Annotated in this window: 13 protein-coding genes and 1 pseudogene; 13 read left to right on the top strand and 1 reads right to left on the bottom strand. The window is 69.7% G+C overall.

Features of this window, described 5'->3' with window-relative positions; translation table 11 throughout:
- Positions 1–925: 925 nt before the first annotated feature.
- From OG246_RS06615 to OG246_RS06585, 7 genes and pseudogenes are all read left to right on the top strand, one after another.
- The gene (locus tag OG246_RS06615; RefSeq protein ID WP_266457213.1) at positions 926–2449 is read left to right on the top strand and encodes a HAMP domain-containing sensor histidine kinase; all 1524 of its coding nucleotides are present in this window, start codon (positions 926–928) and stop codon (positions 2447–2449) included.
- On the top strand, positions 2352–3011 hold the full coding sequence (locus tag OG246_RS06610) for a response regulator transcription factor (protein WP_266457210.1): 660 nt from the start codon (positions 2352–2354) through the stop codon (positions 3009–3011). Before OG246_RS06615 ends, OG246_RS06610 begins: the two co-directional genes overlap by 98 nt.
- A 144-nt stretch (positions 3012–3155) precedes the next feature.
- Complete coding sequence (locus tag OG246_RS06605) at positions 3156–3758, top strand: carbonic anhydrase (protein ID WP_266457207.1); 603 nt, start codon at positions 3156–3158, stop codon at positions 3756–3758.
- Between the two features lie 148 nt (positions 3759–3906).
- Complete coding sequence (locus OG246_RS06600; RefSeq protein ID WP_323178309.1) at positions 3907–5634, top strand: SulP family inorganic anion transporter; 1728 nt, start codon at positions 3907–3909, stop codon at positions 5632–5634.
- 191 nt (positions 5635–5825) lie between these two features.
- Complete coding sequence (locus tag OG246_RS06595; protein ID WP_266457201.1) at positions 5826–6002, top strand: hypothetical protein; 177 nt, start codon at positions 5826–5828, stop codon at positions 6000–6002.
- Positions 6003–6717: 715 nt separating this feature from the next.
- Positions 6718–7631 (top strand): annotated as a pseudogene (locus tag OG246_RS06590) (aminoglycoside phosphotransferase family protein).
- Positions 7632–8324, top strand: a complete 693-nt coding sequence (locus tag OG246_RS06585; protein WP_266457199.1) for a bifunctional 2-polyprenyl-6-hydroxyphenol methylase/3-demethylubiquinol 3-O-methyltransferase UbiG — start codon at positions 7632–7634, stop codon at positions 8322–8324.
- Positions 8325–8995: 671 nt separating this feature from the next.
- On the opposite strand, the gene OG246_RS06580 is transcribed toward OG246_RS06585, so the two are convergent.
- Complete coding sequence (locus OG246_RS06580) at positions 8996–9274, bottom strand: GntR family transcriptional regulator (RefSeq protein ID WP_266457197.1); 279 nt, start codon at positions 9272–9274, stop codon at positions 8996–8998.
- A 147-nt stretch (positions 9275–9421) separates the two neighbouring features.
- Here OG246_RS06580 and OG246_RS06575 point away from each other — a divergent pair, with 147 nt between their 5' ends.
- The 6 genes from OG246_RS06575 (at position 9422) to OG246_RS06550 (ending at position 13483) form a co-directional block, all read left to right on the top strand.
- Entirely contained in the window at positions 9422–9637 is a 216-nt protein-coding gene (locus tag OG246_RS06575; protein ID WP_266457194.1) for a hypothetical protein, read from the top strand.
- A 419-nt stretch (positions 9638–10056) separates the two neighbouring features.
- A complete protein-coding gene (locus OG246_RS06570) occupies positions 10057–10644 on the top strand; it encodes a DUF4352 domain-containing protein (protein ID WP_266457191.1) in 588 nt (195 codons plus the stop codon).
- Entirely contained in the window at positions 10629–11120 is a 492-nt protein-coding gene (locus OG246_RS06565) for a hypothetical protein (RefSeq protein ID WP_266457188.1), read from the top strand. Before OG246_RS06570 ends, OG246_RS06565 begins: the two co-directional genes overlap by 16 nt.
- A complete protein-coding gene (locus OG246_RS06560; protein WP_266457185.1) occupies positions 11113–11574 on the top strand; it encodes an SRPBCC family protein in 462 nt (153 codons plus the stop codon). Before OG246_RS06565 ends, OG246_RS06560 begins: the two co-directional genes overlap by 8 nt.
- 917 nt (positions 11575–12491) lie before the next feature.
- On the top strand, positions 12492–12815 hold the full coding sequence (locus tag OG246_RS06555) for a hypothetical protein (protein ID WP_266457183.1): 324 nt from the start codon (positions 12492–12494) through the stop codon (positions 12813–12815).
- Positions 12816–12826: 11 nt separating this feature from the next.
- Positions 12827–13483, top strand: coding sequence for a nucleotidyl transferase AbiEii/AbiGii toxin family protein (locus OG246_RS06550; RefSeq protein WP_266457181.1), 657 nt, complete (start codon positions 12827–12829; stop codon positions 13481–13483).
- The last annotated feature ends 224 nt before the right edge of the window (positions 13484–13707 follow it).

Raw genomic sequence — 13707 nt, 5'->3', positions numbered from 1 at the left:
GCGGCGCGCTGGCGGCGCCCCTCTCAGGGAGGGCCGGGTCGTGCGCGGGCTTCGTGGCCGTGTCGTGAAGCTGCCAAGTGCCGCTCTGTGCAAGGGTGTTGACTCCGCGACCACCCGCAGTCCCGTGTGACACTTCCGGCGCACGGCGCGCGGTAGGAAGTGACCCGATCATGAGGGTCACGGGGCCCGCCCTCTAGGGGGAGGTACGCGGGCTCCGACGCGCAGGGGCAGGCTCGTTCCCCCCGTGACGGCCCCTGAGGGCGGGAGACGACGCCGCTGTGGTCCTCCGGCCAAGGGGACCCGCGTGGCGGGACCGGCGCCGGGGTCCACCGTTGCCCGGGGTGCCGAGATGACTGGTGGGCCAGGCTCGGTCCGCGATCCGGACATCGTCGAGTTGTCGCCATGGGTCCGGAATCGGGCGGCGTATCCGGCCGTGGTGGGAGATGAGAAAGCTCTCCTCTTTCATCAACGTGTTCGAGTGAGACAGCAGACTGGCCCGATGACGCTTCGGAAGGTGAGTGTGGTGATCACTGTGGTGTGCGCCCTGGCGGCCGGGGGAGCGGTGGTCGGGCGTCTGTGGGCCGGTGGTGGCGATCCGCCGTCGCTTGGCCCGGGAGTCGTCGTGTCGGGAAGCGGCAGTGACGGGCCGTTACCGGGCCCGACGTCGCGATCAGCCTCTGCCACCTCCGGACCGTCGTCGTCTCCCGTGTCACCGGCTGCGTCACGGCAGTCGTCTTCGCCCAAGGCTCCGCCGTCGGAGCCCGGGGGGCAGCCTGTCAGCACGCCGCCACCCCACAGCAGCGATGACACCAGCTCTTCTCCGAGCACGACGACTCCCACGCCGAGCAGCAGCGGGAGCGCCAGTGGTGGGAGTGATGACGGCGGTGACGACGGCAACGGCGGTGGCGGGGGGGATGGGTGAGCGATGCGCAGGCGCATGCCGAGCGCGCGGTCGCGCATCGTGGGATGGATGCTGCTCCTGGTGGGTGCGGCCCTGGCCGCGCCGACCTTCGGTATCACGGTGATCTGGCAGGCGCAGCTCGATAGACAGGTGGATGAGCAGCTGCGGCGGGAGGCGGACAAACTGCGCCGGTTCGCAAAGACGGCGCGTGAGCCGTCCACCGGGCGGCCCTTTCCCGATGCGGCTTCGCTGCTGACCGCGTTCATGACGGTCAACCTGCCGAGCCGCGAGGAGACGTTCTTCAGCATCGTGGACGGCCGCGCCGACCGGCGCAGCTCGAGTGAGGTGCCGGCCCGGCTGGACCGCGATGAGGCCGTGGTCGCCCGGCTGGCCACGGTCCGTGGCACGGAGATCGGCTGGCTCGACTCCCCGGCCGGGAAGGTGCGTTACGGGGTCATTCCGGTGCGCGTGGAGGGCGACCCGCACGATGTGCGGCTGGTGGTGCTGGAGTTCCGGGACCGTCAGCTGAGCGAGGAGCGCCAGGTCGGGAAGCTGTTGCTGGTCACCGGCGGTGGTGCGCTGCTCTGCGCGGGCCTGGCCAGCTGGCTGGTGGCCGGCCGGGTCCTGGCGCCGATCCGGCTGGTCCGGCAGACCGCCGAACGGATCGGTGAGTCCGACCTGACACGGCGGCTGACGGTTACGGGAACCGACGATGTGGCGGCGCTGGCCCACACCTTCAACCACATGCTGGACCGTCTGGAGAGTGCCTTCACCACGCAGCGCCGGTTCCTGGACGAGGTGGCGCACGAGCTGCGCACCCCGATCACGGTGGTCCGCGGGCACCTGGAGCTGATGGACGAAGACGAGGAGGCCCGCGCCGGGACACGGGCACTGGTCGTGGACGAACTCGACCGGATGACACGCATCGTGGGGGACCTGCTTCTGCTGGCCAAGGCGGAGCGCCCGGACTTTCTGACCTTCGGTGAGACGAACCTCACCGATCTGATCGTGGATGTGGTCGCCAAGGCGCGGGCCCTGGGGGACCGGCACTGGAGAGTCGCGGCGGTGTCCGAGGCCACCGTGCTCGTCGATGGCCAGCGGCTCACCCAGGGGCTGATCCAGCTCGCGGCGAACGCGGTGCGGCACACGCGGGACGGTGACCTGGTGGAGATGGGCTCCGCGGTGCGCGAGGGCCGCGTACTGCTGTGGGTGCGTGATACCGGGCCGGGCGTCGGGCCCGAGGACCGGGAGCGCATCTTCGGCCGCTTCGCTCAGGCGGGACGTGCCGCCTCACCCGATCCCGTGGGCACGGGGATCGGCCTCGGGCTTGCCATCGTCCGCGAGATCGCGCAGGCGCACGGCGGCACCGCCTGGGTGGAGGACGCCGAGGGCGGGGGTGCCCGATTCGTGATCGACCTGCCCGCTCACTTTCCTTGGCAGAGAGGACACCATGAACCGCATTCTCATAGCGGAGGACGAGATCAGGATCGCCGCCTTCGTCGCGAAGGGCCTGCGCAGCAACGGCTTCGTCCCCACGGTCGTCGCTGACGGGCTGTCCGCGTACGAGCAGGCGCGGGTTGGCGACTGCGCCCTGCTGATCCTGGACCTGGGGCTCCCGGCCTGCGACGGGTTCACCGTGCTGCGCAAGCTCCGCGAGGCCCGCGTGACCATCCCGGTGATCATCCTGACGGCCCGGGACAGCGTGTCCGACGTCGTCGCCGGGCTGGAGGGCGGGGCCGACGACTACATCTCCAAGCCGTTCGCCTTCGAGGAGCTGCTGGCACGGGTGCGCCTGCGGCTGCGCGGGGAAGGCGCCCCGGAGGCGACACTGCTGCGCGTCGGCGACCTCGCCCTCGATCTGCGCACCCGCCGCGCGCACGTGGACGGGCGGGTGGCGGAGCTGTCCTCGCGGGAATTCGCCCTGGCCGAGGTGTTCCTGCGCAATCCCGACCAGGTGCTGACCCGCGAACAGCTGCTCAGCCGCGTCTGGGGATTCGACTACGACCCGGGGTCGAACATCGTCGACGTCTACGTGCGCTACCTGCGCCGCAAGGTGGGAGCTGGCCGGGTGGAGACCATCCGCGGCGTCGGCTACCGGCTGCGCGCCTGACCAGCGGGCTATCTGCCGAATAAACCTCTTTGTCGTGTCCATGAGAACACTCTCACCGTGGTCTCACAGGCAACTCACGCCACCCTCACAGTCTCTTCACCGAGCGGCATCCACCGGGGATGTCCGGAGTCAGGAGACGTAAGGATGAGCGACCTATTTCAGCGGGCTCGTTCCTTTCGACATCGCATAGAGCCCAACGGGGAACTGTTCCAGCGGTTCGCCGCCGGACAGTCCCCCACGACCCTGTTCATCAGCTGCTCGGACTCGCGCGTGGTCCCCACCCTCATCACCCGCGCCGCCCCGGGCGAACTCTTCGAGCTGCGCAACGCGGGCAACATCATTCCGCCGTACCGGCCGAGCCGGCGGTCGGGGGAGGCCGCCACCATTGAGTACGCGGTCCAGGTGCTCGAGGTCTCCGACATCATCGTCTGCGGGCATTCGCACTGCGGCGCCGTGGGGGCCCTGGCCCGCGGTGAGGATCTGACCACGCTGCCCAGCGTGGCGAGCTGGGTGGCGTTCGCCCGGCCCTCGCTGGCCTCGCTGCTGGGCACCCCGCCCGAGGACGCGGCGATGTCGAAGATCGTGCAACGGCACGTCACCGCCCAGCTGGAGACGCTGCGCGGCTACCCCCAGGTCGAGCGCAGGAGGGCCGAGGGCCTGCTGAACCTGCACGGCTGGTTCTACCGGGTGGACACCGGAGAGGTCTGCGAGTGCGACGACATAGAGGGGACCTTCGGCCGGCACTGACACCGCGCCCCCACTCGCCACTCCCACCCGCACCGGGCCACCCGGTGTGAGTGAAAGGAGCATTGTGTCGAACGCACGAAATCGCAGTGCACGCCATGCGCGAAGGGCTCCCGGTCAGTCGGCCGGTTCCGCCGCCCCCGGCACGGACATCGTCGCCTCACTCGTCGTCTTCCTGGTCGCCCTCCCGTTGTGCATCGGCGTCGCGGCCGCCTCCGGCGTCCCGGTCGCCCTCGGCATCATCTCCGGGATCATCGGCGGCCTGGTCGTCGGCTTCCTGCCCGGCAGCCGTCTCCAGGTCAGCGGACCGGCCGCCGGACTCGCCGCGCTCGTCCTGGAATTCGTCGGCGCGCACGGTCTGGCCCTGCTCGGCCCCGTCGTCCTGGTCTCCGGCCTGATCCAGATGGCGCTCGGCGCGCTCCGCATGGGGCGCCTGTTCCAGTCCATCTCACTCGCCGTGGTACAGGGCATGCTGGCCGGCATCGGGCTCCCCCTCATCCTCAGCCAGACCTACGCCCTCACGGACTCCAAGCAGCTCGGCTCGGCCCTGAAGAACATCGCCGGCCTCCCCGACCTGATGACTGCCGTCTTCGCCGAACCGCACAAGCGCTACGCCCTCATCCTCGGAGCCCTCTCCCTGGCCTTGTGCTTCCTGTGGAAGAAGGTTCCCGCTCCCCTCGGCAAGCTGCCCGCCCCGCTGGTCGCGGTCATGCTCGGCTCGGTGCTCGCCGCTCTGCCCGGCTTCGACGTCAAGCGCGTGGAGGTCGGCAACCTGCTGGGGGCAGTGCACTTCGCCGGGCCGAGCGGGTTCGCCGGACTCGCCGACCCCGAAGTGATCACCATGGTCATCACCTTCGCTGTCATCGCCTCCGCCGAAAGCCTCTTCAGCGCCGCCGCCGTCGACAAGATGCACGACGGGCCGCGTACCCAGTACAACGCGGAGCTGTTCTCCCAGGGCGTCGGCAATACGCTGTGCGGGTTTCTGGGTGCACTGCCCATGACCGCGGTGATCGCCCGCAGCGCCGCCAACGTACAGGCCGGAGCCAAGACCAAGGTCTCCCGCATTCTGCACGGCGGATGGCTGCTCGGATTCGGGCTCCTGCTCCCCGGCCTGCTCGGGCTCATCCCCGTGGCGGTGCTCTCCGGGATCCTCGTCCACGCCGGCTGGAAGCTCTTCGACCCCCCTGCCTTCCCGAAGATGTGGCGGACCGACCGCGGCGAGGGCATCGTCATGATCATCACGACCCTTGCCATCATGGTCGCCAACCTGCTCGAAGGAGTGGTGGCCGGCCTGGCCGTCGCCATCGTCCTGGTCGCCCTGCGCATGTCCCGGATCACCATCCACAAGACCACGGACAACGGCACCGTACGCCTGGAGATGCACGGCAACGCGACCTTCCTGCGGCTGCCGCGCCTGATCGAATCCCTGGAGTCGGTCGCGAACGAGCGAAGGGTCCAGGTGGACCTGACGCGCGTGCAGCACCTCGACCTCGCCTGCCGCAGCCAGGTCGAGGAATGGGCACAGCAGCGCCGCAAGGCGGGCGCCGAAGAGGTGCAGGTGCTGCTGCCGGGAGCCGAACCGCAGGCGGACGCCCCTGCCCGGCATTCCGAACAGGAAGCTGACACCCGGGAGTTCCAGGTGCCCATCCCCGGGCCCCGCCGGCCACAGGACGTCAGGCCCCCCGCTGCACCGGGCCGGTACGACCACGCCGGGGTCCCCGAGCACGGGTATGCCGCGCAGGTTCCGGTGTATGTGCAGCAGTACGCGGCTCCTCCGCACCACTACCCGTACAGCCACGGCATCGCGCCAGAGCCCGCGTACTGGACCCCGGAGGACGACCGCGCCGCGCAGGCCTACTGGGAAGGAAATCAGAGGTGAGGTGGCTTGTGAGGATCGCTCTCAATAGGGCGTGGAACGCCGAGAGAAGACCCGACACGGGCTGGACGGGGATCCGTCCCGTGTACCGGCCGCACCTGGTGGACTTCGCGAGGCCTGCGCAGCCCACGCCCGCACTCCTCCGGCTGCCGACGCGTCGCCACCTCCGGACGGGCGGTCGCAAGGAACCCGGCGTGTCAGAAGACGACCAGTTCTTCCTGCTGATGTGCGGCATGTATCAGTTCCTCACCGCACCCGAGGACGCGGCGGGGCCGGCGGCGAAGGCATCCGCCCCGCGAGCCCCGGCCCGCTCCGAAACCGATAGCCCGGCGCCCCCTGGCGGCGCACCGAATCTCCGCCCGCGGATTTGACCCTCCCGTGCAGGTCCGTGCAGGCGGCCAGGCCCCGGTTGTCTAACCCGACTCCCCCAGCCGGGGCCGCGGGAGCCCCTCCTCCTGTCGACGAGGAGGGGCTCTCGCGCGAGCAAGCTCACGGGATCACTCGGCCCCCGCCCCCGGGGGATGCGGTTGCGCTCCTCACCTCGCACCCTGCGAAGGCGGTTGTCCCGTACCTCATGTACGACTCTTCTCCCCGATCGCTCAAGGACCACGCCATGCAGCATGCGGCACAGAGCAGCCGCCTGGATCAGCCTGGCCGCGATCCAGCGCTCCCGGGGGCCACACGGCCCCCGGGGTTCCGTACGCCCCGCCGTGGGCCCGGCTCTTCAAGTGTCCGGAGCCCGCCTGGCAGGAGACGAAAACGCCGATGCCGACCATCGGCACCACGGCCCATCACAGCTGACTGGTTCAACGAGTACCGCCGTGTCGAGTACGCCAAGACCCGCGCAGCACTCGGCGGGCGCCTGGTGTACAGCCTGCCAATCCGCGCCGGGACCGCCGCGAGCTGATGCGCCCTGCGGTGCCTCGACAGCCAATACCCCTGCCCATCCGGCCCGGTTCAAGGCCGGCGGGATCGAGCTGATCCACGCCCAGCGCGCGACTTCGGCCGCGTGGAGCCCCAGCCGAAGTCCCGGGCGGGCCGACCGGCTTCGCGGGACACCTCCTCTCCGCTCCAGGAGCATCGCTCATGCACAATCCCCTCACCACCACCCTGCTGACCAACCTGTGCACCCTCACCGGCCGGCCCACACCCACCCGGGAGGAGATCCGGCTGCGGCCGACATCGGGATTCGAGCGGGTGACCTTCCCCGACGGCCGGACGGCGATCTTCAAGTACGCCGAGAAGCCCTTCCACAGCGAGGATCTGGCCCTGCGCCTCGCGCACCTGCGCGGTATCCCGGTGCCGCAGGTCCGCTCCTCCGTCGTACGCGACGCCTGGCTCGGAATGCTCCTCGAAGACCTCGGCACCCCCGTCCGTGACGCAGACGATCCCGACGGTGCCGCCGCCGCAGTCGTCCTGCACAGTGCTCCCGCGGCGCCCTTCCTGCCCGTACTCCATGAGGCGGGACTCCGCGCCCTGCCGGACCGGGCGCTCGGCCATCTCGACCAGCTCCGCAGGCCGACCGCTGGCAGGACACGGGCGACATCAAGGAGGCCCTGGACCAGATCGCCCGGGCCGCCACCGCCCGCGCGACCGGAGCCGCCGTGGCCCCGTTCGGCTGGGTGCACGCCGAGTTCCACCCCACCAGTCTTCACATCGGCCCCACCGGCTGGCGGCTACTGGACATGGCACGCGCCTTCACCGGCCCCGGCCTGCTCGATCTCGCCAGTTGGCACACCACCCTCCATGCCCCCGACCCGCTACGACTGGGGGCCTTCCTTGAGCAGTACGTCACCGCAGGCGGCGCCCCGGACGTACTCGCCCAGCGTGGCGGCGGCCTGGCCGCGGAAGCGTGGGCCGTGGGCTGGCACCGGATGTGGGTCACCGAGCGGTTCCTGGAGCAGATCGTCCGATGGCTCGATGCCCCGGCCACTGATCTCGCCTCCATCAAGGTCGTCCGCCGGCACCTCATCGACGTACTCCAACTCCTGGAGGTCTAGGTGCCTGCCCAAGTCTCCGCCTGGCACTTCCAGGCCTTCCAGCGAAGTGCCGCCGGGCCCGCTCAGGCCCTGCCCGTACTCAAGCGCATGGAGTGGACCACCCACCGTGGCCTCGGTCCCGGTGCCGAGATCCTCGGCAGGGACCTGCGGCAAAGGAGTGTGCTGGAACTCGGCTGCGGTCCTGGTCACAACGCCGCTCACCTCGCCGCCCGCCACGGCGCCATCGTCACCGGGGTGGACCTGGTGGGTCTGCAGGTGCGCCGCGCCCGCTCCCACTACGGGCGGTTGGACAGAGTCACCTTCGTGGCCGGCCACGCCGTGACCTTCCTGCAGGCCACCGGGGAACAGTACGACGCGATCTACTCGGTGTTCGGCGCCATAGGCCTTGTCGCCCCGGAACTGCTGCTGCCCGCCATCGCCGAACACCTGAGGGCCGGACGCATCCTTGCCTTCTCCGTCCCGCACCCCGCGCGTGGAGGTCGCCGTCCCTCGTCGGATGACCGGCCCCGCTGGGACTTCGTCACCCTCCCCGATGGCTCCCGACTTCCCATCGCGCGCTGGGAGTTCGACGCCAACCGCTGGGACGCTCACCTCGCCTGTGCCGGCCTCAGGGCGACTTCGGCCATGGAGTTGCGCGGTTCCCGACATGACCGCTGGCCGACCACTCTGCTGATCACTGCACGTAAGACCTGACGCGCATGTCCCAACACGCCTCTGCTGATGAGCCGTGCGCCTGCATACCGGCCGTAGTCCGATCGCGCCCTCACCGCACGCGCGAGACATGCGGCGGGGGCGTGCTGCATACCCATATGACACCGCGGCGCGGAGGGCCGGAAGTCGTGGATCAAGGGTTCGTGCGTGCGAGCACTCCAAGGCAACGGGCAGCAGCACCACGGGCTTGGTGGTGGCTATCGCCTGCGCGGCTGACCCGCCGCTCCACCCCTATGTGGCACATGCGTGAGAACTCTCTCACTGTGATCTCACAGCTGACTCACGCAAACACCACAGGCTTATCGCATGCGATATCCACCGGGTATGTCCGAAGGCTGGATGGAGGTCCATCGAATCGCCGTCCGGGGACCTTGATCCCCGTCGGTCCTCAAAGGCGGCAGCTCCCGGTTGCCGTACGGTGGCCCGGCGACCGAGACGCGAAAGTCCCCTCCTGCTCGACCGGCAGGGGGCGTGCCACCGCGGCGCCCCTCCTGTACCCGCGAACGGGGCGTAAAGCTGTCCGTCGGATGCGGGAAGGCATGTTCCGGAAAGGTTTTCGACATCAGGACCCCAGCCCTCTCGCCACGTGGCCGACACGACGAAGTCGTCGGTCTCAAGTCCCCCGTGACAGGTGGCCCGCAGCGCAGCGCGTGCTACTCGTCGTTGTCGGGGCCATCCGCCGACGGCTCGACGACGAAAGTGCCCTTGCCCACCACGGTGTGGACAAGACCGCGCTCGCGCAGCTCCCGGACGGCGCGGGACGCGGTCATGCGGGCGATGCCGTAGGCCGCCGCGAGGTCCAGCTCGCCCGGCAGCCGCGAGCCCGGCTTCAGCTGGCCGCTGGCGATCTGTCCGGCGATGTGATCGGCCACGACCATGTAGACGAGCTGCGGCCCGCGCGGATCGATCACTGGCATGTCGTTCTTACCCATACCGATCACCGTAGGGTGCCGTTGACCTGCAAAGACACACACAGGCCTCCACAGCTGCCTACAGTGCCCTATATGGTGAATAAGAGAGCCCCCGACGACCGCTGACACGGCGCCGGGAGGTTGCCACCGCTGGGAAGGAGCGTCGACATGCACGACCCTGACCGCCACCCCGCGGACTGGCCGACGGTCGGTGCACTGGCCGTAGACATGCAGAGTGACCGCATCGGCGTCGTGATGGGGCACGTCGGGACGAATCTCCAGCTCCGGCCACCGGGCGGCGGCCGCGAATGGGACGCCGCCCCGCAGCACGTGCGGCCCGCCGAACCCGCAAAAGAGCCCAGCGCCAACGGGGAGGCACGGTGACCACGCCGGAGAGACCCCGTCCGCAGGGAGGCACACTGCCGCGACCACGCGTGCTGACGCAGACCCCCGTTCGGTGTGTGGAGCCACCGACGGGACGGCGGCCCTGGTGCGGGCCGTCGGCGCCGGGTCCCTCCGCCGCTCCCCCGAGGCGGAGGGACCCGGTGAGGCCTCCGGCCGCACCGTCCCAGGGGGACACGGCCGGAGCGGGTCTTGCGCGTCCGAGAGCACTGCGCTCGTTGAACTCGGTGACAGACCACGGGACCCCGGCGGGCCGGGGGGCGCGAGACGTGCGCATGAACCGACGGTGCCGTCAGCCCAAGCGCCTACGCCGAGGCCCTGCCTCTCTCCACCCGGCAAACGCCCCTAACAGCGCGGCTACGGCCCGGCCGACGAAACCGGCCCGCACCCCGGGAGGCACCATGCGCACCAGACTCGCAGCACTCACCACCGCCACGGTCCTCGGCCTCGCGCTCACCGGCTGCAGCGGCAACGACGACTCGGTCACCACGAAGCCCGAGCCGAAGGCCACCTCCAGCAAGACCGGGTCCGACAAGTCAGAGGCCCCGCAGGAACCAGCCCAGGAAGAGCCTGCCCGCATCGGCGACACGATCACCCTCGCGGGCATGGACGACGGCTCCGAACTGAAGGTCACGATCCTGAAGTACGTCGACCCGGCGAAGCCCGCCGACCCCGAGATCTTCGGACCCGAGGGCGGCAAGAAGTGGGCGGCCGCCCGCTTCCAACTGGTCAACACCGGCAAGAGCACCTACCCCGACAGCCCGAGCAACGGGGCAAAGATCGCCGACACCGGAGGGCAGCGCTTCGACAGCACGATCGGCGACATCACCACCGGACCGGCCATGACCAGCGACCTGAGCCTTCCCGTCGGGGAGAAGGCCGTGGGGTGGATGGTCTGGGAGGTCCCCGCGTCCTCGAAGGCCGCGACGATCCAGTGGGCCATGGACTCCGGGTTCGCGGACGAGGTCGGTCAGTGGAACGTCAAGTAGCCGCCTGGGACGCCGCCCTGCTCGTGATGACTGCGGGCTGCGGCAGTAGCGGCGGTGCCAAGCCCGCGCGCACCGTGACGCAGACCATCACCGAGACGGCGACCGCGACTGCCGAGCCCGCACGCACGGTCACCAAGATGTCGGCCGCGCCGACCGTGACCGTGAGGCCGAAGCCAAAGTCGGCCGCGGCGACCATCCCCGGCGAAGGCACCCACGTGGTCGGCACCGACATCAAGTCCGGCGTCTACAGGACCGCTGGCGCCTCGGATCCCGGCTTGTCTCTCTCCTACTGGGCCCGCCTGGAGGGTACGTCCGGCGACTTCGACGAGATCATCGCCAACGGCACCACGACCGGGCAGACCACGTTCACCGTCAAGGCAACCGACGGAGCGTTCGTGACCCCGGCTGCGAGGCCTGGTACAAGGTCGGCTGAGCCCCGGCCGTTCGGACAACGTCGGAGGAGGCCGCATGCCTGAAGTGAGGATCGAGGACAAGGTTCTGATCCACGCCCCGGTGGGCGCCGTCTGGCAGGCGATCAAGAACCCGCAGGTGCACGCCCGCTGGCATCCATACATCGTTCGCATCACCGGCGATCACCGTCTCGGAGCGATGCGGATCTGCTCGGTCGTACTCGGCGGGAAACCCGGCGCGACCCAGGAGCGCTGCATCGAAATCGAAGAGGACGAGCAGTGGCGGATCACCTGGGCGATCGACGACGACACCTCCGGGTTCAGCCGCCGGGTCTCCGACTGGCGGGCCGGCTTCGACCTCGAACACCGCGAAGGCGGGACCCTGGTGACGGCGCACAGCACGTTCCGGCCGAACAACGTCCTCGTCTGGCTGATGAACCCCCTGATCGGGTGCAGGTTCCATCACACCCAGCGAACGATCCTCAAGCGCCTCCAGAACTTCGTCGAGGAAGGATGCTGACGATCGGTGGTGCCGGGGCCAGGCCTGCGCTCTTACGGAGCCAGGCGCAGCGCTCCCGGCACCGGATGGAGTCGGCCTGACGGCCGCCTCAACGTGCCTGGGAGCCATGAGTGCTCTCTCATCGTGATCTCACAGATGACTCACACAAACCCCGGATGGTCTTTACGCGCGACCTCCACCGGGGACGAGCGAGAGCCGGATGGAGGCCCACCCAATCGCCGTCTGCGGGCCTTCACGCCTCAGGGGTCCTCACCGGCGGTCGGCCCCGGTTGCCTGTCTGGTCGCACAGCCGGGACCCCGAGAGCCCTCTCCTGTGACCGCAGGAGAGGGCTCTTGCCAACGGCCGGACGCACTGACGGAGGCGCACTGCCTCGGCTGCGCAACACCGCTACGCGTCGCCCTCGACGGACTGCGTCCTACCGACGCTCTGCTCCTTGACGCCTTCGCCGACAAGACCTCCGACCGGGTGTGGCCCCTGAGCGCCGCCTCCCTCCCGAGCGCCCTGGACACCAAGCGCACCCTGAAGGAGTTCCGCCGTTACCTTGCCCGGGCGTCCTCGCAGCCGCTGCCGCAACCCGGAACGGGTCAGCCACCCTGCTGGATGACACCGAATGCCGCCTCGGCAGGGTCCGCGGCACCGGATCGGTCCACCTCATCGAGTGCGCCGACGAAGCCCCGGCTGCTCTTCTTGCGGGCGGCCGCCGCCTGCGCGGCCTCTGCACCCGCCCCGGTGAGCGGCAGCTGGCCGTCCCCGCCGAGAGGCTCCCCGCGTTCCGCAAAGCCCTGCTCGCCCAGGGCTACCCACTGGCCTGACCCGGACGGATCCGCGGGCTCAGCCTCCTGCAGGCCCTGATCGACGGCGCCCCCTGAGCAGATGGCTGTGGCTGTCCGGGGCCGAGGCTGGGCATACTGAGCGCATGGAGACACGGGTGCGGTATGCGGAGATCCGGCCGTACACGGTTCCGGAGACCCTGGATGAGCTGGCCGGTCCGACGGACGGGGTCGTGGCTTTGCCGACCGCGTTGGACTGGACACCGAAGAGTGCCTACGACCTGTCGGACGACGTTGACCTGCGGATGCTCTATGAGACGGTCATCCGCGAGGCCATGCATGTGGAGGAGCTGCGGCAGTTCCTCGACCCGGTGCTTCTCTCAGCGGTGTGGCAGAGGCTGTGGCTTCCGCCGCGGGTGCGGCTGATGTGGGAGGGGCGCTTCCCGGAGCTGGCCCGCAGGGCTGCGTAGGATTCGTCGGCATGGATCCGTTTCACTCCCGGCTCGCCCGTATCGGTCTTGGAGCCGCCGCGAGTTACGGCTTTGTCCTGGCCGGCGGGTATGCGGTGCAGGTGCACGGGTTCCTGGAGCGGCTGTCGGATGACGTCGACCTGTTCACGGACAACGCTGACCCGGTTGCCTTCTCCGAGGCAGTCGGTGCGGTGGCTGCGGCGTACCGGGCGGCAGACCTGACCGTTGAGGTGGAGAAGTCCGGTGGGGTGTTCGCCCGGTTCGCGGTTGCTGACGAACGGGGACACACGGCGAAGGTAGAGCTCGGGTGCGACTGGCGGGCTCGGCCGCCTGCTGTTTTGGAGATCGGTCCCGTACTGCACCCCGACGACGCGGTGGCCAACAAGGTGACCACGCTGTTCGGACGGGCCGCGCCGCGTGATTACCTCGATGTGAGTGCCGCGCTCGCTTCCGGGCAGTACCCGGGTGATCGGCTGCTGGAGTTGGCGTCGGAGCACGATGCTGGGTTCGATCCGCGCTATTTCGCCCAGGCGCTGCGGGCGGTCGACCGTTGGCCGGACCGGGAGTACGAGGTCTACGGCGTCGATGGTGGCCAGGTGGAGGCCATGCGTCGACGGCTGCGTGCCTGGGCCGCCGAGATCCTCGGTGAACGGATCGACGAGAGATGACCCAGCCGACCCTGGCGCCAACTGGTGCGGGCTCTTTCACCGGTTATCGGCGCTTCGGCGCACGAGCAGGAGCAATGCGCCCGGGCAAGGCAGTCGGCGAGTATTCCGAATTTGAGGCTGAGGGCCAGGTGGCAGCCAGGGTGAGGTGGTACGTGGGGCTGCGCGCTGCCCGAACCCACCAGAGGGGCGCTTGTAGAGGTCCCACAGTGACTTCCGCTCGGCCC

The sequence above is a fragment of the Streptomyces sp. NBC_00620 genome (genome assembly GCF_026341825.1).
In the GTDB taxonomy this organism is placed as follows: Bacteria; Actinomycetota; Actinomycetes; order Streptomycetales; family Streptomycetaceae; genus Streptomyces.
Note: the sequence above shows the minus strand (reverse complement) of the source record. Positions and strands in the feature narration are given on the sequence as shown.